Genomic DNA, 22,787 nt, shown 5'->3' with positions numbered 1-22,787 from the left:
ATCTAACTTGCCAATATCGACTCACCAAACAGGTGGTAAAGCCTTATTCCCCCGTGTTTGGCTTGGTGTATTCAATCGAGTTGATGAACCACTCTTTTTCCCCTTCCGGCGTTCGTACCGTGAACTCGTCATCCACTTGTTTTTTTAACATCGCTCTCGCCATAGGCGAATCAATGGAGATGTAATCTTTCGCATCGCCATAAATCTCTTCCGGCCCGACAATGCGAAACCGTTTCACATCGCCCGCTTCGTTTTCAATCTCAACCCACGCTCCAAAAAAGACTTTGCCCTCTTGCTGCGGTGAGTAGTCCACAATAGTGACGTCAGGCAAAAACTTTCTGAGAAAGCGAACACGACGATCAATCTGACGTAATAGTCGCTTATTGAAGGTATAGTCCGCATTTTCCGAACGATCGCCCAAACTGGCAGCCCAAGTCACGATTTTGGTGATTTCTGGGCGCTTTTCATGCCAAAGGTAATCGTGTTCTTGTTTGAGCTTATTGTAACCTTCACGTGTAATCAGCTTAGTTTTCAATTGAACTCCTTCCTCCACTAAAAAATGCCACTCTTCAGCAGCATTAAGGAAATGACATAACCAAAGCGTACCTCAAGGCAGGCTTTGGGGCTTAATATGATAAAGCGGTCGAAAAACTACTTTTCGTAATCCGGCTTTTTCGTCACGATATAGTTCGTATCACTGGAAACAACTGCACCATGTTTGAGAAAGTTTTTACCTAAAATCATGCTGTAATGAAAGCGGCCACGGTTTTGTAAATTGACTCGGATCTTCTTCTCAAGTTCCCCTAATTTTACCTGCATTTCGACCACGGGACGCACGTTGGCTTTTTCTCCTTTTTTTGCTTTGATACGCATCACATCGACCACTTCTCGGGTAAATTTTTTCGTCATGCCTAAGTCGTTTTCATAGGTGAAGCTGACCAGATTCTTGCCATCTTGTTTAAATTGTTTGATGTTCTTGGCGTTGATGGAGCTAACGTCAGCGCCAGTATCCAGTTTGACAGGGAAAGACATCCCTTCGACTTGCGCCACTTCGATGTGACCGGCTCTAAACAACGGTCTCGCATCCAATAAGTGGTCGGCTCGTGTGTTGAGCAACACTCCACCTTTGGCGATATCATGCCCAAAGACAAAGAACGGGTGAGGCTCATCTTCATCCAGTACATCGAGCGCAAATTCCATCGGTCTTTCTTGGCTACCGAAGAGGAAATTCCCCTCAACAACAGGGCGAGTTGAGTTACCCACCTTGAGCTTTTTCAAGACGAGCTTAGTGAGTTTTTTTTCTTTGCCCTGTTCATCATTCAAATAAAATGTGACTAACTCGTCTTTGCCTTTTTCGGTCAGCTCAAACCCATTCACACGCAATAACGGGGTTTTTACGGTAAAAGTTGGGTAAGCTGAGACGGTATAACCATCAATAGTGACTTGTTCCTCTGGCGAGATCACTAGGGGGTTTGACTTAAGCGCATTTTGGAACGTTTTTTCTACCCCACCTAATAAGTTTTCTTTGTCAGTATCAATCACAAAATGCTGGCTAGCGACATCCTTACCAAGGCGAATTTGCGAGCTGAATTTGCTGCGATCACGTAAATACACCAACCACCGCTGGGTTTCATTTTCGCCCACCTTGACTGGCAAATACACCAACGGGCGTTCCCCTTTTGTCGTTTTCAGCATTCGTACTAAAGGCAATGTGATGGGATGACGTTTACCGTTCTCACCCTCTAAGGTGAAAGACACTGTTTTTTGCTTCTTATCAATTTCGATGTCGAGTGCATGTGCGTTGGTGTAACGACTGGTGGTTGAAATGCTCATTTTGTAAGGTACGCCCTCTACAGCAACGGTTTCCTTCTTTCCAACCATTTTAGCCTTGGGTTGTGCTTGTAGGTAATCGTATCCCGCAAAGACCCACGCATGGTTATCGAGAAATGTTTTACCAACCAAGATGGGAGCAGAAAACTGAGTACGTTTAGTGAGGTTAACGACCGTATCGACAGTCTGTCCGGCAATGGTCATGGGCATTTTCACGGTTGGACGTAAAATGGGTTGCTTACTCGTGCGGCTGCGAATGGCACTCACCCGCTCAAGGTCGTCAGTGATTTTGATGGCTTTGCCTGTATAGGGGTGCGGAATAGTAAAACTCACCGAGACCTGATAAGGCGCAAAAGTACCGGCTTCCCACTTCGCTTTGGTCCCTCCCAAGTCATCGACAATGGCCCACAGTAACTGACTGTTTTTCAAACGCTGGTAGTCTGGATGAGTGCTGCTGACCTGAATATTCTCTGCATGCATGGAGGTGGTATCCGCCCCCGTATCAATCTTGCCGATAAAGGGCACATCTCTTAATTCTGGGATCTGACTGTAGTAAACGCTCTCCACCCGGCCTAACACCAGCTTGTCGTCTAGCTGATATACAGGCATTTGCGTGGTGGCTGATATGGATTGCGCCCAACTAAACGTGGCAACAAGTAAGGCACTCGTGAGAGCTAAAACCAAAGAGATTTTTTTCATCATGATGATCCGTATGAGTCGAGGGTGCATTTGTTAGTCGATAACTGAGGGGATAAGTTCTCAATTTAATTACAGTTTTGACATAAACCTAACCAATGTCCAACAGCGCTCGGTAAATTTTTGCCAAGCTAATTTTAAAACATTGCAAATTGTTTAAATAACCCCAATGTTCTATACAACTAAAACCGAATTGAAAGAGAATACACGGATGAGCCAAGCTATCTGTCGCATGATTGCTCAAGAGCTAAATGCTCGCCCTGAGCAAGTCAACGCCGCTGTCACCTTAATTGATGACGGTAACACGGTCCCTTTTATTGCACGATATCGTAAAGAGGTGACGGGTGGCCTTGATGATACCCAGCTGCGTACTCTGGACAGCCGTCTATCTTACCTTCGAGAATTGGACAGCCGTCGTCAAACCATTCTGAAATCCATTCAGGAACAAGGCAAATTAACCCCAGCGCTGGAACAAGAAATCACTCAAGCAGACAGTAAGACCCGCCTTGAAGACCTTTACTTACCTTATAAACCTAAGCGTCGCACCAAAGGTCAAATCGCAATTGAAGCGGGGCTAGAACCGCTCGCGGACACACTTTGGAACCACCCACACACGGAACCGGAAAGCGAAGCAAGCCACTATATTGATGCGGACAAAGGTATCGTCGATACCAAAGCGGCACTGGATGGTGCACGTGCGATCATCATGGAGCGCATTGCAGAAGACGCAAACTTACTTGAGAAGGTTCGTCACCACTTAAACCGTAACGCCGAGTTAGTCTCGCGTGTGATCGAAGGCAAAGAACAACAAGGTGAGAAGTTTAAAGACTATTTCAACCATAGTGAGCCTCTGAGCAAAGTACCATCGCACCGCGCACTGGCCATGTTGCGTGGCCGTAATGAAGGCTGCTTAACCTTGGCGATGAATGCCGATCCTGAGCAACAAGAAGGGGCGCGTCAATCTTATTGCGAAACCATCATCGCCGACCATTATGGGGTGACGCTAAGCAGTGCTCCTGCGGATGCATGGCGCAAACAAGTGATCAGTTGGGCATGGCGCATCAAAGTATCGATGCACATGGAAACCGAATTGATGGGCGCACTGAAAGAGCGCGCAGAAATCGAAGCGATTGACGTCTTCGCGACGAATCTAAAAGATTTATTGATGGCTGCACCGGCGGGGCCTCGTGCCACTTTGGGTCTGGATCCCGGTCTGCGAACAGGCTCAAAAATCGCCATTGTCGACGCCACAGGTAAAGTGTTGGCAACAGAAACCATTTACCCTCACCCGCCACAAAAGCAATACGACAAGTCAGCACAACTCATTGACCAATTGATACGTAAATACAATGTCGATTTGATTGCGATTGGCAACGGCACCGCCTCTCGCGAAACCGATAGCTTTGTGGCCGACGTAATCAAGCGTGGTAACCTGAAAGTACAGAAGATCATTGTCAGTGAAGCGGGCGCGTCGGTTTACTCGGCATCGGAGCTCGCCGCGAAAGAGTTCCCAGATATGGACGTATCATTGCGCGGCGCGGTGTCGATTGCCCGTCGCCTGCAAGACCCGCTGGCAGAACTCGTGAAAATCGACCCGAAATCAATCGGGGTCGGCCAGTACCAGCACGACGTAAGCCAATCGATGCTCGCCAAGCGTCTCGATGCCATCGTTGAAGACTGTGTCAACGCGGTCGGCGTCGACGCCAATACTGCGTCAGCAGCACTACTCTCTCGCGTCGCGGGGTTATCGAGCACCATCGCACAAAACATCGTCGCGTTCCGTGATGAAAATGGCCGCTTCAACACCCGGACCACCTTAAAAAAAGTCCCCCGTTTAGGGCCTAAAGCGTTCGAGCAGTGTGCGGGCTTCTTGCGTATTATGGACGGAAAAAACCCACTGGATGCCTCTGCCGTTCACCCTGAAGCGTACCCTTTAGTTAAAACCATCGCCGAGAAGAACAACAAAGACATCAAAGCACTGATTGGGGATTCCCCTTTCCTAAAAGGTCTGCATGCGGTGGATTACACCGACGAGCACTTCGGGGTTCCAACGGTGACCGATATCATCAAAGAATTGGATAAGCCGGGACGTGACCCGCGTCCTGAGTTCAAAACCGCCACCTTTGCCGATGGTGTGAACTCCGTTTCTGATCTAGAGCTGGGGATGATTTTAGAGGGAGTGGTATCAAACGTGGCGAACTTTGGGGCCTTCGTGGACATCGGCGTTCACCAAGATGGGCTTGTACACATTTCTGCCCTCACAGACCGTTTTGTCTCCGATCCCCGCGAAGTAGTAAAAGCCGGCGATATCGTCAAAGTAAAAGTTATGGAAGTCGACGTCCAACGTAAGCGCATTGCCTTAACGATGCGCCTCAACGATGAGCCCGGTCAAGACAACCGCAGCCAACGCTCATCAGCAGCGCCGCGTCGTAACGATCAACCGCAACGTCGTCAGCCTCGCCGTGATGATTCTTCATCGAACAACGCGATGGGTGGTGCCTTTGCGGCCGCTTTCGCTAAAGCGAAGAAGTAGTCGAGATTTTAACGCCCATACTCAAAATAATTGGAGTTGCCGTTAGGCGACAAGTTATTCCAACCGTGATTAGGGCGGATGGCATAGTCAACAACGCTGCAGCTTCAAGTAGGAAGAGTGTAAAAAGAAAACGCTCCAATCAGTCAATCTGCTTGGAGCGTTTTATTTGCGTCGGATATTGAGTCGTCATAATACTGCTATCACTTCTGACGGTGTATGGGGAGCGACGGAATGACCATAATGGAACTTGATCACTTTCCGGCGCCTTTCCATTAATCCTTCATTGATCGCAGCATCCAAAATGCGCTTCGGTAAGCGAAAGCGTATCGTGTAGCCCTTGCCCTGATCTTCACTGTACGACTTGAGCGCCAGCAAACTGAAAAGCCGCTCCAAGGTTTCTTCTGGCTCTTCGTGATAATGCGTATCGACTTCAGTCTCTACTTCATAGTCGGGATGCTCGGAAGGATCCCAAGAAGATTGGCGTCGCCGCTTATCATCACCTTTTACTTTTCGCTCTGCATTGGTTTTTGCCAAGGCGATCGTTGGCGTCACAGGCTCTCGGACTTTGTTGTCACGAGCAGCTTGCTCCGTTTGCACATTCACGGATGGGACGATCAGTGGCACACTGATGTTGGTCGGTGACACAATCATTGCGGACCCTCCTCAGAGTCGCCCAACTCGTCAATATGGTGAGCTATAAGATATAAACTCAGCCAACCTTTTATATCGACCAAAATTTAAGCAACTTTAGTTTTTTCAGCTCGCCATTCGTTAATTGTGAGCAAAGCCTCGGATTTGGGAGCAAAATTCATCATGTTCCGTCATAAACGGCGCATGAGAGGATTGGCTGAACACAAACTGTTGGGTATGCGGTAGCTGAAAGCTTAAATCGTTTGCCACTTTAATCGGTACCAAACCATCCAAGCGACCATAGAGGCGCAACATCGGCATCGTTAACGAGCTAAGTGCGTCTCGCAAATCCACCTCCGCTAAAATATTTAACCCGACGAGAAGAGAGTCGGGGTTGGGTAGAGGGCGTGACAACACCGCTTGTTTGAGCTGTTTAACGTCTTGGCGAGCTGACGGACTCCCCATGGCCTGCAGAGCCATGAAGCGCTCAATCGTCAGCGAAAAATCTTCGACCAACTGAGAGGTAAACGCGCTAAGCACATGAGGTTGAATGCCCCGCCACGGTTTTTCTGCCGCAAATTTAGGCGAACTGGCCACCGTGATCAGTTTATGGACGCGATCCGGTCTAGTGAGTGCAATGTGCATCGCCACCAAACCACCTAGCGACCAACCGAGCCAAATCGCTTTCTCTGGCGCGTCTTGTATGACCAAATTCGCAATATGCGCTAAATCTTCGCCATGCTGCTCGGCGCTATGTCCGTACCCAGGAAGATCCACCACATGGACACAGAAATCGGTTTCAAGCGACTCAACGGTTTGCTGCCACACCGCGCCATTCATCCCCCAGCCATGCAATAGCACCAGATCTGGCCCCTGACCGAACGACTGCCAGTGTAATTTCGTGTTCATGCTCTCAATCTCTCCCACTTATCCTATTCCTTGCCTCAGCGCCCAAGCGTTAGGCTGTCCACAACCCTACTTTGAATGAATTGTATGTTATCTCATCACTGGCAAAACATCATGCATCGCGTGCTCAGTAGCCAATGCGGCTTGTGTCGGCTCCCTATCCACCCACGGAGCCATTCTAATGCACTGCGCTGGTGTGAACACTGCTTGCAGTATCTCGCTCCAGTCAAGCGATGTCGGCGTTGTGGTTTGACCTTAAAAGAAGAAGAAGAAGCCGAGATTGATAATGTATGTGGCGATTGCCTATCCGAACCGCCGCCTTGGCAACGGTTGTTTACGCTGGGCGATTACGACTTTCCCCTCTCACGAGAAGTACAGCGTTTTAAAGATCACGGTGAGTCTTGGCATGTAAAAGCCCTGACCCAGCACCTTGCGCAGCGTATTACCGCCCCTGCGTCACTCATTACCAGCGTGCCGCTGCACTGGCAACGTTACCTGCATCGCGGCTTCAATCAAAGTGATGTGCTCGCCAGACATTTGGCCCTGCATTTACAAGCGGATTTCGACGGCCAAGTTTTCCGTCGCGTGAAACATGCGCAATCACAACGAGGTCATACCAAATCGAGTCGGGAGCAAAACTTAACTGGAGCGTTTGTGCTTGCGAACAAACCCAAACATTCTCGCGTGGCCATTGTTGATGATGTGGTTACGACTGGCAGCACGGTCCGACAATTATGTCATTTACTACTTGAAGTCGGCGTAGAAAGCATCGATATTTACTGTCTCTGCAGAACGCCTGCTCCTCATTCTCTCTAGATCGCTTCGCCATGCCTTAGCATCAAAAAGACTAGACCCATACGTCAACAAGAGTAGAATAGCAGCAGTAACCTACAAATTTACTCGGGTATTCGTCGTGTCAAATATTACTATTACAGAAACTGCGCAAACGCATTTCGCTAACCTTTTAGGCCAGCAGCCTGAAGGGACCAACATTCGTATTTTCGTTGTGAACCCAGGTACACAAAACGCTGAATGTGGCGTGTCTTACTGCCCACCAGAAGCCGTGGAAACGACCGACACTCAAATTCCTTACAGCGGCTTTTCAGCTTATGTGGACGAGCTAAGCCTGCCATTCCTGGAAGAGGCTGAAATCGACTTCGTTACCGATAAAATGGGCTCTCAACTTACGCTAAAAGCACCAAACGCAAAAATGCGTAAAGTGTCGGATGACGCTCCTTTGGTTGAGCGCGTTGAGTACGCTATCCAAACGCAAGTCAATCCACAGCTTGCTGGTCACGGTGGTCACGTTAACTTGGTTGAAATTACAGAAGATGGCATCGCTATCGTTGCATTCGGTGGCGGTTGTAACGGCTGCTCGATGGTGGACGTCACACTGAAAGAAGGCATTGAGAAAGAGCTGCTAAACCAATTCATTGGTGAATTAACAGCCGTTCGCGATGCAACAGAACACGACCGTGGTGACCACTCTTACTACTAAGCGGACACACTGTCAGAAAATGGGAGGCTTCGGCCTCCCATTTTTATATCTCACCGCGGCCTTAGCCAGAAAAATCAGCTAGAAACTCAAGCGGAGTTCTCATATATTAAGCATCTTACGCACCTCGTAATATGCCAACGACACCAAGGAGCCAGCGCCATGTCGAAAAGGACCCCTCCAGAGATCCTCTCTTGTCAGACGGTCGCACAGTCTAAACTGTTTGCCGTGGAAGCCCTGGATCTTCGCTTTTCTAATGGCGAACGCCGCACATACGAACGCATGAAACCAAGTGGCCGCGATGCCGTCATGGTGGTGCCTGTGACAGAACAAGGTGACTTACTGTTAGTACGCGAGTACGCCGCTGGCACTGAGCGTTATGAGTTGGGCTTCCCTAAAGGTCTTATCGACCCAGGCGAAACCGCGCACCAAGCCGCAAACCGAGAGTTAAAAGAAGAAATCGGTTTTGGTTGTGGCCAACTTACCCCGCTTAAACAAGTCATCCTCGCTCCTTCTTACTTTTCGAGCAAAATGACTCTATTTTTAGGCCAAGCGCTTTATCCAGAAAAGCAAGAAGGTGATGAACCTGAACCTCTGGAGATTGTGCGTTGGCCGCTTGCGCAAGCGGAAGAGTTATTAACACATTTGGATTTCTGTGAAGCACGAAGCATCACCGCGCTGATGCTGGCACTGAAACACTTACCAACCACAACTCACAGACATAATCAATAACGGCCATGAGAGCCGAATAACATTGTGAGTAAGGACCATAACTTATGCCAATGACAAAAGACCTCTCTCATCTGCTTCCTCACGTTATTGAGATCGCCCGCAGTGCGGGACAACTGATCCTCGATATCTATGAAAAAAAACAATATGAAGCGTATACCAAAAGTGATCAGACCCCAGTAACGACTGCCGATATTGCCGCACACAAACTCATCACCAAGCGTTTGAGTGAACTGACTCCTGACATTCCGGTGCTGTCTGAAGAAGACGCCGACATTAGCCTCGAACAGCGCGCTCAATGGAAACGCTATTGGCTGGTGGACCCTCTCGATGGCACGCAAGAGTTCATCGCCCGCAGTGGTGACTTCGCCACCGTCATTGCTTTAGTCGACAACAACAAACCTACCATGGGCGTGGTTTATGCGCCGGTATCTGGGGTTACTTACTACGCGTATGGCGGCAAAGGTGCTTGGAAGATTCCGGACATGTCAGACAGCGTGAAAATTCACACGCACAAGCATGAACAGCCCGGACACAATATTGCCATTGCCATTAGCCGTCGCCAAGACATCAACCGCATCACCCATCGCATGAGCAGGGCTTGGAATTACGATTTAATTCCTCTCGGTTCTGCCGCATTAAAGGCCTGCTTGGTGGCCGAAGGGGCTGTCGATTGTTATCTACGCTTAGGGCCAACCGGAGAGTGGGACACGGCAGCAACGCAATGTATTGTGGAAGAAGCCGGGGGACGCATTCTCAACACCCAATTAACCCCACTGTCATACAACGAGCGTGAAACTCTAGAGAACCCGAACTTTATCGTCTTAGGTGATGCCGACTTGCCATGGGATGAGATTCTACAACGCAAAGATTAGGCTCGCGCATTCTTAGTCCTTACGCTAACCGCATCAGCTAACGAGTAGGCCGCGAATCCCATCCGTGGCCTTTGTTGATCTTCATTTACCGCGTTCAACGCATTGGATTTAGCATGACCCAAAAACAAGAAGAGCTGCCCATTGGCAGCCCTTCTTCGTGTTCGTTCGGATTTAAAACCGACCTTTATAGTCAAACTCATACTGCCCCTGAGCATTTGGCTTACCTAACCACTTTAGCTGCTCGCTCATGCTCGGCGGAAACTCAGCACCAGGTTTAAACCACGCTGTGGTTGAATAACGTTGATTAGGCATTAACTGTGCTGAAAATGCCGCAGACACCTGCGGGCTGCTTTGCTCCCCTGATGCCGTCAATACACTGTCTTGACAATGGAAGTCTGCAATCACAGGCCCGAGATCCAAGCTCCCCACCGGGCTTTGAATGCCACTGGCATTCCATACCAGAGTGCCCTCGCCCGTTTTACACCAGGGCGCAGCATAAGTGGCATGACGAATATTGAGCTCTAGCTGTCCATCAACGCCAACCGGCACCGGAAGGCGCGCTTGCTCGACCACGTTAACTGCTGGGATCGATGCGACTAAGTTGTGTGCATAGGGTCCGTCACTCAGGCTATAGCCCACAAACCCTCGGCCTCGAATATCCATATCACTGCCTCGGCCAAAGCGCACCGCAAACTCAGCTTTACCAGTAAATAAGTTCGGCCATTGGAAGTCCCAATTGACCTCACCAAGGTTTTGACCTTGCCAGCGAACACTGGCCGCTTGACCCTGCCATACCGAACCGTGGGCGCCTTGTATATCTAAACCTTTAACCGTTGGTGTTTGCTGAAGCACCCAAGACACGGGTAACCCCATCATCAAACTGACAGAAAAAAAGCTCATAAAGATCACAACGTAAAGTACTACTCGTTTCACCTTAACCTCGCTTAAACTGAAGGCGGTTTACATCAACCATGCCGGTTGGATCAGTTCGGTCGATATCTAAAAACTCAACGTCGATACCTTGTTGTTCTTTTAAATAACGCAGCCAATCCACCAGCTGGTTAAACACCAAAGGCTTGATCCACACTTGAACGCTCTCATTGCGAGGCTGCACTCGAATAAGTTCAACATTAAAACGGCGAGCAGAAGAAGCAACCAATTGGTTCAATGGTTGACTTGAGTAACTGACACCACTACTTTTACGCAGTGCTGTAATGTCATCCGCCTTGTTTTGCACCCACGTTAGCAGTTGCTTCTCACTTTGAATCCGCGATTGTGCGAGTTCTGCTCGTTGGCTCATCGGTTGTAAAACGCCCCAATAAACCATGCCAATAATGGCGATCGCACCACACCCCATCACTAGACGCTGCTCACGCTGTGAGATGCTACTCCACCAAGCTTGTGCTTGAGAAATTAACTGTTTCATCATCACCCTCACAAACGCTTCAAGACAAAGCTGCCCATCACGACGTTATCGCTGCGATTAAGCTGACCCTGTTCAACATTAAACTGTTCCGCCAACTTGACGCGAGCTTGCTCAAAAGGCTGAAAATCTGAACTGCGAGCTTGAATACGCACTTCACCACGTTGACCGTCATATTTGAAGCTGGTGATTTCCAAATCATTAATCTGCCCAAGGGTAGCAGGCAAAGCCGCCAGCCATGACAACATCGCTCGCTCATCACCACTGCCCAATAAACGACGTTCTTCATCGTTCATTTGTCGCTTAAGATAACTCACGGTCGGGATACGACGCTTATTCGGAAATATCTGGCGAAAAATACGTTCACTTTCAGCGCGGTAGGCTTGAGCCTGAGCTTCATATTTATGCACGGTAAGCAACTGCTGAGCGACCATAACCACCAGCAAGGCCCCCGCAGCAATAGCGGCTTTTTGCCATAGTTTCCAGTATTTTCCCCAAGAAGATTTCGGTTTAAAGACACCCGTCAGCAAATTAATTTTGCTCTCGGCGGACCCCTTTGCCAGTAACCCCATGGTCATCTCTTCTGGCTGAGGAACCCAAATATCCGTCAACGTCGACTCTGGTACTGAGCTATAACAGTCAAGCTTCCAATCTGCATGATTTTGTACATAAGAAGAGAGATAAAGGTCTAACCATGAAGCGTCAACCACTGCACCTTCCGAGTGAGAATGTCGAATAAGCCACTGATCACCCATCACTGCAGCACTACTGTGATCCCCATTAACAGGCAATGCCAACACATCTGGCAAGATCCGCTTGATCACCATACCTTGACTGGTAAAACGCTGTAGCACCGTTTTCAGCCAGCCACGCTCGACGGCGCACACTTGCGCTTTATTCGCTTGTTTCCCCAACACGGTAAAATGAAGACCATCAACATCTTGCGCCACCTCATCTTCAATTAGGTAGGGCAACATGCTGTCGAATTGACGTGCAGCACCAGGCGGAATATCCACTTGTGTCAGAACCACATCATTACTTGCCAGCAAAGCCACGACTTGACGTTGACCAGCATAGGCAACCAATTCATCCAAGTGTTGCCAACCGGCAATTTCACCACTGGCAATCACTTCCTGCTGCTCTGTCGACCACACCACCCATGGAATGGTACTTTGTTGTTCGCTACTCAGCCGAACGGTCAGAAACTCGCTCACTGATCCCTCCAAAACGACGGCGAACTACGGTCACCGTTTCTCTATTAGTACTTTGCAAAAGGCTTCGGATTCGTACTCGTGATTCATCCACCAACACTTGTGCATCCAGTTCAAAAAAGGCGCTATCCACACCCAAATAGCCTTTGGCGTTTTTCTTTACATCTTCGCTCACGCCAGCTATTTCTGACTCCGCTAAAAACTCGTCAATACTATCCCACCCATCAAACGGGCGTTTTTCTATCAACTGAATTGCATCGCTGCGACTTAGGTTTGGCGCAAACATCGCGACGAAGATCAAAGCTTGCTCGACTTCAATCGTATTGACGTTTAATCGCCAATCATCACTCGGGATCGCGCACACTAGTGGCTCCACCTTTTGATAAATCTCACCACTAACCTGATATACCGAGCGCCACTCAGTGGCATCAGCCATCCAACCGTTGGCCGATAAATAGGCGGGCTTCATCGCTTCATAGGTACTGTCTTCAACCCCCACCGTTGAGCGAACGATGTTATCAGAATCAATATATTCCCAAGTGGAGTCAGCGATAACCTCGGCCTGATAAGGATCGACATCGGATTCTTCAAGCAAACTCTGTAATACACGCACTAAATACGGTCGTACGGTTTGCTGCCCTGCCGGTTGCACACGACTCAATACATTCAGATTGAAGCAGGCCTGTTTGTCTCGGATACGCCCGGCCGCTTGGCCATAATCGAGGGGGTACACCTGCTCTTTGATTGCCCACGGTTGGCTCATGTTAATCGTATCGGTATCTTGATAGCTTTGTTCAATACCGACTTTGGCGAGAGCTTCCACCCCCAAGCTATACCAATAAGCTTGTTGGTAATTAATCTGATTCGCCCCCCGTTGAAACTGCAAAAACAGGCGTTCTGACATGCTGGCGGCGACTGTCGCCATGATTGCTAGCAGCATCAATACAATAATCAAAGCAACGCCACGTTGACGGTTAATCATTACCGTCCCCCGCTTCGGTTTGGCGGAATGTGCCATCAGGAGTCAAGTAAGTACGGGCAATGTCACCGTAATCTTCCAGCTTAAGCTCTACAGATACCGCTTTAGGTAGTGCTTGGTCGTTTTCCCACTGTGTTGTCCATTGCTTGCCATCATAGAAACGCATGTCGAACGATTCGACTTGGGTTAACAATGGCGTCACAATGCCTTCTTGCCCGACTGGGGTATCTGGGTAACGCCACCACACCCGTTGCAATGTTTGATCTTTTAGACGGTAGCCCACTTTAGTGACTTCACCCCGAGGGAACTGTTGCTGTGGGTTGTGCCATCCTAAACGAGCAAACATTAAACCTTTGGTGTCCGAGTCCAACAAATAGTCTGACCAAAAAATCAGTTGGCTATCAGGGTCTTCGCCATTGGTTCGCGTTTGGCGCAACGCCATTTGACGAAAATCGTTGTCCATCATGACCATGGCGCGCTGAAGTTCATTTAGGCGCTGGGTTCGCTCCTTTGACAACACGTTACTGCGCTGCACTTGCGACACCACTTGATACGCTGCGACACTGAGGCTGGCAAAGATAGCAATCGAGACTAACACTTCAATCAGTGTAAAGCCTTGCCCCCTTCGGCGCTTAGCCACGCGCTGGTTTTTATTGCGCCACATAACTTCTTACCGTCACGATTGGGCTCGCGTTTTTCTCTATCGCGACGCTGACATCAAATGCTTTCAGCAATGGCTGCGTGGTAGCAATAGGCGTGAGTTTCCAATACCAAGTGCGCCCGGCTAATTCTTCCGTCCCCTGTTTAGCTTTTAGCTCACCGGTACTTAACATCACATTGGCCATTTGATTATCCACGACCATGGCTGCAAACATTTTTTCTTCTAAGTAACCGATAGTATTAATATGTTGGCTGACTGAGCGAATGACACTGATCGCTGGCAGTCGCAAAAATAGCCAGAGCAACTAACACTTCCAGCAGCGTCATGCCCTTCGTCCGGCGACGGCTCAAATGTGGGCGAGTTTGCTTAAAATGGCGCATTCTCATCCTCTTTTACTTCTTCACCTGGCGCCAATAGCAAGATTTGTCCGCTCTCCTTACCCACGACTCGCCAGCCATCATTAAACGCGTCACTGTTTTGCGGAAAGAATGACAACGTAAACGGCGTCACCTCTGCACTAGAAAAGATAAACACTTGCGGCGGCTTAATTTTCTTTTCTTCATCTTCTTCAACGAACATGTCCTCGTCAAAAAGAGAGCCCGGTTTGAATAGGCGATCATCGTTATCCCAAGCCCCACCGCCAAGTTCGAGCTGCAAAGTGATGTCGTCTTCGAGTTTGGTTTTGCTTGGGATCTGGTTCAATTCCAGTGGTTGCCAACCGTCTGCGCTCAAACTTAACAACACATACGTCGATTTGGCCTCGTCAACGCGCACACCAAAGTCTTTACCACTCAGCACCGCTTCTTCGTTAAGCAACTGTAAGCGTTGAAAGAAACTTTGAGCATGCTGTTTTGAGAGGTCTTTTTGACTGGTCGGTAATGTCGTGATCACCGCGACCGCAGTCAGAGACAGCAAGACCAGCACTAATAGAATCTCTATCAATGTAAAACCGTTGTGTTTTGGCATTTTTTCCATTAGTGCTGGCTTTAGCTCAATTTATTGAAAATCTTGCATGTTCCAGTTGCCAATATCCGCAGCTGGCCCTTCCCCGCCCTCTTGGCCATCAGCGCCTAGAGTGAAGATATCAATCGTCCCGTTATCACCAGGGCTTAGATACTGGTACTCATACCTCCAAGGATCATTGGGAAGACGCTTGATGTAACCGCCATCCCGATAATTACGTGGCTCTGGGTTTGACGGCTTGCTGACCAAGGCTTCTAGACCTTGATCTGTTGTTGGGTACACACTGTTATCCAGCTTGTACATATCCAGTGCGTTTTCCAGCGCGACAATGTCGGTGATGGCTTTTTGTTGGTCAGCCTTCTCTTTGTTCCCCAATAAGTTTGGTACGACAAAACTGGCCAAAATACCTAAGATAACGACAACCACCATCACTTCTAACAATGTGAAACCGTGTTGCTTACTACGCTTAAATTTCATTTTTTTCTCCGAAAGTTAGATTCAAGCCATGCCTACACAAAATAGACACGTCTTCACTCGAATATTATCCGCTCATCAAGTTATTCATTTCTAACATGGGCATCAAGGTCGCCATCACAATAAACAGCACGAGGCCTGCCATTAAGGCAATGAGAGCGGGTGTGAAGATCCCCAACGCAATATTGACTGTCGATTCAAAATTTTGGTCTTGGTTGTCTGCCGCGCGAGTGAGCATGCTTTCTAATTCGCCACTTTGCTCCCCGCTGGCAATCATATGCAGCATCATGGGTGGGAATAGTCGCGTTTGGTCTAGCGCTTTACGTAGGCTCGCCCCTTCTCGCACGTTATCGGCTGCAATCAATACTTGTTGTTTCACATAACGATTCGACATCACATCAACCGCAACACGCATGCCTTCTAGGATAGGAATCGCACTGGACGTACAAATCGAGAGTGTTCGTGCAAAGCGCGCCGTATTCAAACCTCGAGAAATCTTGCCCAGTAGCGGCAAGCTCAAAATTTTTCTATCCCAAGCTAAGCGAAAGTCGGGCTTTTGCAACGCCAGTTTGAGCCCGTAAAAAAACACCACCAGTACGACGAAGATGATAAGCCCCCAATCTTGCACAAACTCACTCGCCGCCAGTAAGAACTGCGTTGACTGCGGCAACTCTTGCCCCATTTGAATGATAGGTTCAATGATTTTGGGGACGACAGTTGCTAACAAAAACGACACAATCACGACGGCGAACACCACCAATACCACTGGGTAGATCATCGCTTGGAGCAATTTTGAACGCATTTTTTGCCGGTTTTCTACGTAATCAGCCAAACGCTCTAATACGGTATCTAGGTGACCAGACTTCTCACCCGCGGCCACCATGGAGCGGTACAACTCATCGAATACATGAGGGTAATCGCCCAAACTGTCCGCGAGTGGATAACCTTCGGTGACTTTAGAGCGAACCGCAGCCAACATTGAGCGAATACGCGGTTTGTCCGCCTGCTCAGAAACGGCACGCAAACACTCTTCCAATGGCATGCCCGACTGAACCAAAGTCGATAATTGCCGCGTAATTAACGCTAGCTCTGCGGTTGAAATACCACGCTTAAAACTGACCGAACCAGAAGACTTCGCCGTCTTTGCTTTGGTTTCCACGACTTCAACTGGGAGCATGTCTTGCTCTTTCAGTCGTTGACGTACTTGGCGAGCATTATCCCCTTCGATGGTGCCTTTCTTTTGCTTGCCTTTCGCATCCAGCGCTTTGTACTCAAATGCCGCCATTACGTATCCTTCGTCACTCGCATCACTTCTTCAAGTGATGTAATTCCTCGGCGTACTTTGCTTAAACCATCGCTGCGAATACTTGGCGTATGGGCACGAACGGCTCTCTCAATTTCTTGCTCGCCCGACTCTTTATGAATGAGTTCTTGAACCTGGTCGTTCATCATTACGAGTTCATGAATACCGGTACGTCCTCGATAACCTTTTTGGTTACACGTCTCACAGCCTTTCGCACGGTGAAGCACTAAAGCGTCATGCTCTTCCATATCGAACAATTTCTTTTGTTCTGAATCAGCTTCATATGGCTCTTTGCAATCCGCGCAAAGCGTACGGACCAAACGCTGAGCTAGCACGCCTAACAGCGAAGATGAAATCAGGAATGGCTCAATCCCCATATCACGTAAACGCGTGATTGCCCCCACCGCGGTGTTCGTGTGTAGAGTCGACATGACTAAGTGACCAGTCAAAGACGCTTGAACCGCAATTTGTGCCGTTTCCAAGTCACGGATCTCACCGACCATCACAACATCCGGATCCTGACGTAGGATCGCACGCAACCCTCGTGCAAAGGTCATCTCCACTTTCGGGTTAACTTGAGTCTGGCCAATGCCATCGATATCAAATTCGATGGGGTCTTCAACCGTTAAGATGTTGCGCTCGTTACTGTTGATCTCTTGCAGACCGGCATACAAGGTGGTCGATTTACCAGACCCTGTCGGACCGGTCACCAAAATGATGCCGTGAGGGCGCTGGATCAGGTGACGGAAGTTATTGTGCACAGAGGCTGTCATACCCAAGCTGTGTAAATCGAGACGGGTGGCGTTTTTATCTAACAAACGCATGACCACTCGCTCTCCATGAGAAGACGGCATGGTAGACACACGTACATCGACCGCACGACCACCAATTCGCAAAGAAATACGACCATCTTGAGGTACGCGCTTTTCGGCAATATCGAGTTTCGCCATCACCTTGACACGCGATACCAGTAATGGCGCCAGTTTGCGACTTGGCGTTAACACCTCGCGCAACACACCATCAACACGAAAACGGATCGACAAGGTTTTCTCGAAGGTTTCGATATGGATATCCGACGCACCTTCTTTGATTGCTTCACCTAACATGGCGTTGATCAGCTTGATGATCGGGGCATCACCTTCCGACTCGAGCAAATCTTCATCATGCGGTAACTCTTCAGCCAGAGAGAAGAAATCGTCGCTATCGGCACCGATGTCTTCCATTAGTTGGCGAGCTTCTGAGGAATCACGTTGGTAAGCTTCGGTCAGTTTTTTATCGAATGCTTCTTTATCGATAGGCTGAGGCACGAAGCTTCGCTTCAGGACGCGACGCACTTCAACCAAAGCCGCAGGGTTTATCGGCTCCACATAGTAAAGAATGGGAGGACGCTCTGGGTGCTCTGTCTCCAACACCAGTTTAAAGCGATTGGCAAAACTGAATGGCAGACGACGCATACTGGGCGCAGTGTCTAACATATCAACCATTAGTTTTTTCCATCTGATCAATAAACGCTTGAATTTCTGCTGGGTGCTGACGTTCTTGGCCGAATGCTGGCATGACTGGAATTTTCTCATCACCCATTAATTTCAGACCTTGCTCCGCTCGATACAACTGCTCGGCGCGAATAAAATTGTACTTACGTTGTGTAATACCGTCAGCGGTCACACCATCACGAATGATGGTCGGCTTAATAAATACCATCAAGTTACGCTTTTGCGTCTCCGTGCTGGTTGATTTAAATAAGTGACCTAGCACAGGAATATCCCCCAGCAGTGGCACTTTCGATTCACTTTCTAATGCTCGTTCATCCACCAAACCACCAAGCACCAGCATTTGCCCATCTTGGACCATCACCGATGTATTCAGTTGTCGTTTAGCAAAACGTACATCGACCGCTCCATTTGCGCCCAACACGTTAGAGACTTCTTGTTCAATATCTAATTGAACCGAATCTCCTTCGTTGATTTGTGGTACCACTTTAAGTTTGATGCCCACTTCTTTACGATCGACCGTTTGGAAGGGGTTGTCATTGTTAGAGCCGGCTGTAGAGCCAGTAATGACAGGCACTTCTTCACCAACAATAAATGATGCTTCGCCATTATCCATGACGGTGATACTTGGAGAAGATAAAATGTTTGAGTTGGAATCGGTCGCCACCGCACTCACCAAAGCCGTCCAGTCACCCATTACGATGCTCATCGCCGCGCCATTGACGCCGCTTAGAGCCGAGGCCAAAGTAGAGTAATCGCCTTTCGTCGTGGTTTCTTCGTAGTACTTGATAGCACCTGTATCCGAATCTCGGATCGGCTTTTTCTCTACAGTATCCTTAGACTCTTCCAAGCCAACAATCACCTGACCGATGGGCGCCCCGTTATTCCCGTATTGAATCACCGCTCCGGTTTCCAACGAGCCCCATTGCACCCCTAAGTTGATGCCATCACCTTCCGACATTTCAACGATCAACGCTTCGATAAGAACCTGCGCACGACGAATATCCAACTGAGCAATGACGTCTTGGAGTGCATTCATAATGTCTGGCGGTGCAGTTAACACCAGCGCGTTGGTGGGCGCGTGAGCGGCAATCACCACTTCACCTCGCTGTGCACCTGATGATTGTTGGCCGACTTGCTTTTCCGCTTGTAGGTTGTCGGAAACGCCTTTTAGGACGTCCACCAAATCTTCTGCTTTGGCGTTTTTAAGGTATACCACGCGGTTGTTGCCTTTGGTCGCCATTTCAACGTCAAGCTGACGAATCAAGCGTTTAAGACGGGCACGTACTTTCGGCTCACCCGAAATCAAAATCGCATTGGTACGCTCATCAGCAACAATCTTAGGTTCAAGGAATTCTGGGGTACTCTTCTGGTTCGCACTCTTATTCAACGCGACCACAATTCGCACCATTTCTGCTGCAGAAGCATTACGCAATTCCACTAGCTCAATTTCTTTGTCGCCAGCTTGGTCCACACGTTTGATGATTTCGGCCAAACGGTTCACTACCGCAGCGCGTCCAGTGATCAAGATGATGTTGGCTGGGTCGTAGTGCACAACGTTGCCCGCACCTGCATTATTAATTAACTGGCGCAGTAAAGGAGACAACTCACGGACCGACACGTTGCGCACCGCAACGACTCGCGTGATCACACTGTCGCCTTGCGCACTGCCGTCACCTAACACTGGAATAGCCGACGTTTTGGAGTCTTTCGCTTTGATAACCTTAAGTACCCCGTTGTCCATTTCTACGACGGCGTAGCCGTATACTTCGAGTACGTTAAGGAAGAAGCTGTAATATTGCTCTTCGTTTAGCACGTCATAACTACGGACGTCGATTTTCCCACGCACGGATGGATCAACGATGATGGTCTTTTCTAAGTTACGACCAACGATATTGATGAACTCTTGAATATCAGTACCTTTGAAGCTGGCACTGAATTCGTTTGCTATTGCACTTGGAGTGCAGAGTAAACTTCCTGCCAGTAGCCAAGCGCTTTTGCTGAACCAATGTTTCACGTATGTCTCCCTGAACTTACGCCGGTTGCCTAAGTATTACAATTGGATATAGATCTCGTACTGTTGACCATTGCGCTCAACAGTTAAATTTAATTCTTGCGGATCGCGCATGACTTGCATCAGTTGGACTGAAGAAGATGGATCACTTAAATCGATTCCGTTTAGCTGTACTGCGATATCACCGGGTTTTAAGCCCACATCATTAAACAGCGCCGCATCACGGCCCGGTGACACTCGATAACCGACAATGCCTCCGTCTCTTTTTACTGGTGAAATAGCGATGTATTTGAAAACACTTTGTGGATCTTTCGCTATTTCCTCTCGGATTTGCGCTAATTCGTCCCCGATGCCAGCGCTAGACTCGACTTGTTGAGCTTGGCTGCGCGCAGACCGTGACGATTCGGATAGCTTCTTATACTCGAGCCCCTGCATCATTAAGGTCTCATCTCGCCCTTGGTTGTCAATGATAACGCGATCCACCAACACCGCTTTTAACGTTGCACGCGTCCCTTCAATTTCTTCTCCAAGTCCGTAGGTTGCTTGCTTCCCGCGGTTGGCAACCACGGCCAAACTCGTATTGGGGTCACTACTCGCCACAGCGCCAACGAGGGTTAAGTTGAGACGCGTCTTAGGGGCATCTTTCACCACGGGTTGCTCTATTGCGACAGGCTTTTGCTCAGTGTACTTTCCGAATAGGTTGGCATTTTGAAGGGCGTTGAAATCAATCGCGCTGTTTTTATTACTGGCGACAACGTTGCTCACTGATGGTTGCCATTGCGGCACATCCGACGCTTGCGGTATGGCTAACCACACGATCTTGCCCAGTATCCAGCCAATGATCGCAATGAAAAGGCAGGTTAGCAACAAACTGAGCTTTGCTTGAATCGTATGATTATTGGACTTTAACTGAGCCAGTAGCGGTCTGCTTGATAATCCTGCACTTAGCTCTAAACGTTTCACTGCGTGGATTCCTTTATTCTATTCAGCTATAACAATAACTATCGACTTTAACTTGCTAAATTTGCAATAAAATTATTACTCAACAAAGAGCAGTGAACTATATCACAACTTGGATTTTGTACCTTTTTCTTATGCCGTTTTTGCCAACTACCTTGAAAAAAATCCACCTTGACTCCATCTGTAGGTGAATAATCACTCACTCATTGCCACATTCAGGCAGTGATTAGATAGCGTTGTGTTCTATGAGTTCCTTAAATGAAGCCGTGAGGCTAGATAAATGGCTGTGGGCCGCAAGATTCTATAAAACCCGCTCTATCGCTCGTAACATGGTCGATGGCGGCAAAGTCCACTATAATGGCCAACGAAGCAAACCAAGTAAAATCGTTGAAGTGGGCGCTGAAGTAAGACTTCGTCAAGGCAACGAAGAAAGAACTGTGATCATCGAAAAAGTCTCTGATCAACGTAAAGGCGCCCCTGTCGCACAAACCTTGTATCGTGAAACTACTGAAAGTATCGCGAAACGTGAGGAACACGCGACACAACGTAAGCTTAATGCCCACAACCCAAGTCCAGATCGCCGCCCAGATAAGAAGCAGCGCCGAGACATCATTAAGTTCAAAAATCAATAAAAGCCGGAATTACCAACGAGGAAAGCACTCCATGGCAAATAATGTTTTAAACCGCTACCTATTCGAAGACCTTTCCGTACGTGGCGAGTTGGTACAATTGGATGAAGCGTACCAACGTGTTATCTCCAGCAAGGAATATCCGGCAGCAATAGAAAAACTGCTGGGTGAGCTACTCGTTTCAACCACTCTTTTAACTGCCACTCTTAAGTTCGAAGGCTCTATCACCATTCAGCTGCAAGGCGATGGTCCTGTGTCTCTTGCCGTTATCAATGGTGACCACAAGCAACGTGTTCGTGGTGTCGCTCGTTGGGAAGGCGATATTGCCGATAACGCCAACCTTCACGAGCTCATGGGCAAAGGTCACCTCGTGATCACTATCGAACCAAAACATGGTGAGCGTTACCAGGGGGTGGTTGGGCTAGAAGGTGACACGTTAGCTGACGTTCTAGAAGGTTACTTCGCAAACTCAGAGCAGCTCAAAACGCGCCTATGGATCCGCACGGGCGAGCACGAAGGCACGCCACACGCTGCCGGCATGCTACTTCAGGTGATTCCAGATGGCACTGGTTCACCGGATGATTTCGAACATCTAGAGCAACTGACGGACACCGTCAAAGACGAAGAGCTATTTGGCCTAGAAGCTAACGAACTACTGTACCGTCTATATAACCAAGACACAGTGCGTCTTTACGAACCACAACCAGTCGAATTCCATTGTGGCTGTTCTCGTGATCGTAGTGGTGCCGCTATTATCACAGTTGAAAAATCTGAAATTTATGACATTTTGGCTGAAGTTGGTTCGGTTTCATTACATTGTGATTACTGCGGTACAACATATACGTTTGATCAATCAGAAGTGACCGAACTCTATGCGCAAGCTTCTACAGACAATAAAACCCTGCATTAATTCTTACGACTTATCAAGAACGTAATTCACCCAAAAAAGGCCAGCTCAATGCTGGTCTTTTTGTGATCCACCCCCC

At 48.5% G+C, this 22,787-nt stretch carries 22 protein-coding genes and 1 pseudogene; 7 read left to right on the top strand and 16 right to left on the bottom strand.

The window, feature by feature from the left end; all coding sequences use genetic code 11:
- Window positions 1-43: 43 nt before the first annotated feature.
- Together greB and AC3D28_RS12200 are read right to left on the bottom strand one after the other, a co-directional pair.
- Complete coding sequence (gene greB, locus AC3D28_RS12205) at window positions 44-535, bottom strand: transcription elongation factor GreB (RefSeq protein WP_098416802.1); 492 nt, start codon at window positions 533-535, stop codon at window positions 44-46.
- Between the two features lie 116 nt (window positions 536-651).
- Window positions 652-2,532 (bottom strand): putative ATP-dependent zinc protease, encoded by a 1,881-nt coding sequence (locus AC3D28_RS12200; protein ID WP_488534896.1) that lies wholly within the window; start codon window positions 2,530-2,532, stop codon window positions 652-654.
- A 205-nt stretch (window positions 2,533-2,737) separates the two neighbouring features.
- Here AC3D28_RS12200 and AC3D28_RS12195 point away from each other — a divergent pair, with 205 nt between their 5' ends.
- Window positions 2,738-5,059, top strand: coding sequence for a Tex family protein (locus AC3D28_RS12195; RefSeq protein WP_488534895.1), 2,322 nt, complete (start codon window positions 2,738-2,740; stop codon window positions 5,057-5,059).
- A gap of 186 nt (window positions 5,060-5,245) precedes the next feature.
- Here AC3D28_RS12195 and AC3D28_RS12190 read toward each other — a convergent pair whose 3' ends face one another.
- Both AC3D28_RS12190 and bioH read right to left on the bottom strand, forming a co-directional pair.
- Window positions 5,246-5,710 carry an ATP-dependent Lon protease gene (locus AC3D28_RS12190; protein ID WP_488534894.1) on the bottom strand — a complete coding sequence of 155 codons (465 nt, stop codon included), beginning with the start codon at window positions 5,708-5,710 and terminating at the stop codon, window positions 5,246-5,248.
- A gap of 120 nt (window positions 5,711-5,830) precedes the next feature.
- Window positions 5,831-6,598 carry a pimeloyl-ACP methyl ester esterase BioH gene (gene bioH / locus AC3D28_RS12185; RefSeq protein ID WP_488534893.1) on the bottom strand — a complete coding sequence of 256 codons (768 nt, stop codon included), beginning with the start codon at window positions 6,596-6,598 and terminating at the stop codon, window positions 5,831-5,833.
- An 84-nt stretch (window positions 6,599-6,682) separates the two neighbouring features.
- On the opposite strand from bioH, the gene AC3D28_RS12180 reads away from it, so the two are divergent.
- From AC3D28_RS12180 to cysQ, 4 genes are all read left to right on the top strand, one after another.
- On the top strand, window positions 6,683-7,411 hold the full coding sequence (locus tag AC3D28_RS12180) for a ComF family protein (RefSeq protein ID WP_488534892.1): 729 nt from the start codon (window positions 6,683-6,685) through the stop codon (window positions 7,409-7,411).
- Between the two features lie 97 nt (window positions 7,412-7,508).
- On the top strand, window positions 7,509-8,093 hold the full coding sequence (gene nfuA, locus AC3D28_RS12175) for a Fe-S biogenesis protein NfuA (protein ID WP_098416808.1): 585 nt from the start codon (window positions 7,509-7,511) through the stop codon (window positions 8,091-8,093).
- 159 nt (window positions 8,094-8,252) lie between these two features.
- Window positions 8,253-8,822, top strand: coding sequence for an ADP compounds hydrolase NudE (nudE, locus tag AC3D28_RS12170; RefSeq protein WP_098416809.1), 570 nt, complete (start codon window positions 8,253-8,255; stop codon window positions 8,820-8,822).
- Window positions 8,823-8,866: 44 nt separating this feature from the next.
- Window positions 8,867-9,694, top strand: coding sequence for a 3'(2'),5'-bisphosphate nucleotidase CysQ (gene cysQ / locus AC3D28_RS12165; RefSeq protein ID WP_098416810.1), 828 nt, complete (start codon window positions 8,867-8,869; stop codon window positions 9,692-9,694).
- Between the two features lie 171 nt (window positions 9,695-9,865).
- On the opposite strand, the gene AC3D28_RS12160 is transcribed toward cysQ, so the two are convergent.
- From AC3D28_RS12160 to gspC, 12 genes and pseudogenes are all read right to left on the bottom strand, one after another.
- Entirely contained in the window at window positions 9,866-10,627 is a 762-nt protein-coding gene (locus AC3D28_RS12160) for a type II secretion system protein N (RefSeq protein WP_488534891.1), read from the bottom strand.
- Between the two features lies 1 nt (window position 10,628).
- Window positions 10,629-11,120 (bottom strand): type II secretion system protein M, encoded by a 492-nt coding sequence (locus AC3D28_RS12155; protein ID WP_488536088.1) that lies wholly within the window; start codon window positions 11,118-11,120, stop codon window positions 10,629-10,631.
- An 8-nt stretch (window positions 11,121-11,128) separates the two neighbouring features.
- Entirely contained in the window at window positions 11,129-12,331 is a 1,203-nt protein-coding gene (gspL, locus tag AC3D28_RS12150) for a type II secretion system protein GspL (protein WP_488534890.1), read from the bottom strand.
- Window positions 12,300-13,310 (bottom strand): type II secretion system minor pseudopilin GspK, encoded by a 1,011-nt coding sequence (gene gspK, locus AC3D28_RS12145; protein WP_488534889.1) that lies wholly within the window; start codon window positions 13,308-13,310, stop codon window positions 12,300-12,302. The genes gspL and gspK overlap by 32 nt, the downstream gene beginning before the upstream one ends.
- Entirely contained in the window at window positions 13,303-13,971 is a 669-nt protein-coding gene (gene gspJ, locus AC3D28_RS12140) for a type II secretion system minor pseudopilin GspJ (protein WP_488534888.1), read from the bottom strand. Before gspJ ends, gspK begins: the two co-directional genes overlap by 8 nt.
- Window positions 13,958-14,348, bottom strand: a pseudogene (gene gspI / locus AC3D28_RS12135) (type II secretion system minor pseudopilin GspI). The gene gspJ and the pseudogene gspI overlap by 14 nt, the downstream one beginning before the upstream one ends.
- Entirely contained in the window at window positions 14,335-14,934 is a 600-nt protein-coding gene (gene gspH, locus AC3D28_RS12130) for a type II secretion system minor pseudopilin GspH (protein WP_488534887.1), read from the bottom strand. Before gspH ends, gspI begins: the two are co-directional and overlap by 14 nt.
- Before the next feature lie 30 nt (window positions 14,935-14,964).
- Window positions 14,965-15,408 carry a type II secretion system major pseudopilin GspG gene (gene gspG, locus AC3D28_RS12125; RefSeq protein ID WP_098416818.1) on the bottom strand — a complete coding sequence of 148 codons (444 nt, stop codon included), beginning with the start codon at window positions 15,406-15,408 and terminating at the stop codon, window positions 14,965-14,967.
- A gap of 64 nt (window positions 15,409-15,472) precedes the next feature.
- Window positions 15,473-16,690 (bottom strand): type II secretion system inner membrane protein GspF, encoded by a 1,218-nt coding sequence (gene gspF, locus AC3D28_RS12120; RefSeq protein WP_488534886.1) that lies wholly within the window; start codon window positions 16,688-16,690, stop codon window positions 15,473-15,475.
- Window positions 16,690-18,192, bottom strand: coding sequence for a type II secretion system ATPase GspE (gene gspE / locus AC3D28_RS12115; RefSeq protein ID WP_488534885.1), 1,503 nt, complete (start codon window positions 18,190-18,192; stop codon window positions 16,690-16,692). Before gspE ends, gspF begins: the two co-directional genes overlap by 1 nt.
- Window positions 18,185-20,215, bottom strand: coding sequence for a type II secretion system secretin GspD (gene gspD, locus AC3D28_RS12110; protein WP_488534884.1), 2,031 nt, complete (start codon window positions 20,213-20,215; stop codon window positions 18,185-18,187). Before gspD ends, gspE begins: the two co-directional genes overlap by 8 nt.
- A 36-nt stretch (window positions 20,216-20,251) precedes the next feature.
- A complete protein-coding gene (gene gspC / locus AC3D28_RS12105) occupies window positions 20,252-21,175 on the bottom strand; it encodes a type II secretion system protein GspC (protein ID WP_488534883.1) in 924 nt (307 codons plus the stop codon).
- Between the two features lie 242 nt (window positions 21,176-21,417).
- Here gspC and hslR point away from each other — a divergent pair, with 242 nt between their 5' ends.
- Entirely contained in the window at window positions 21,418-21,804 is a 387-nt protein-coding gene (gene hslR / locus AC3D28_RS12100; RefSeq protein WP_098416823.1) for a ribosome-associated heat shock protein Hsp15, read from the top strand.
- Window positions 21,805-21,835: 31 nt separating this feature from the next.
- Window positions 21,836-22,711, top strand: a complete 876-nt coding sequence (gene hslO / locus AC3D28_RS12095; protein WP_098416824.1) for an Hsp33 family molecular chaperone HslO — start codon at window positions 21,836-21,838, stop codon at window positions 22,709-22,711.
- Window positions 22,712-22,787 lie beyond the last annotated feature (76 nt).

Source organism: Vibrio sp. TAP-3B (genome assembly GCF_057784735.1).
This window is presented reverse-complemented; position numbering and strand designations above follow the sequence as displayed.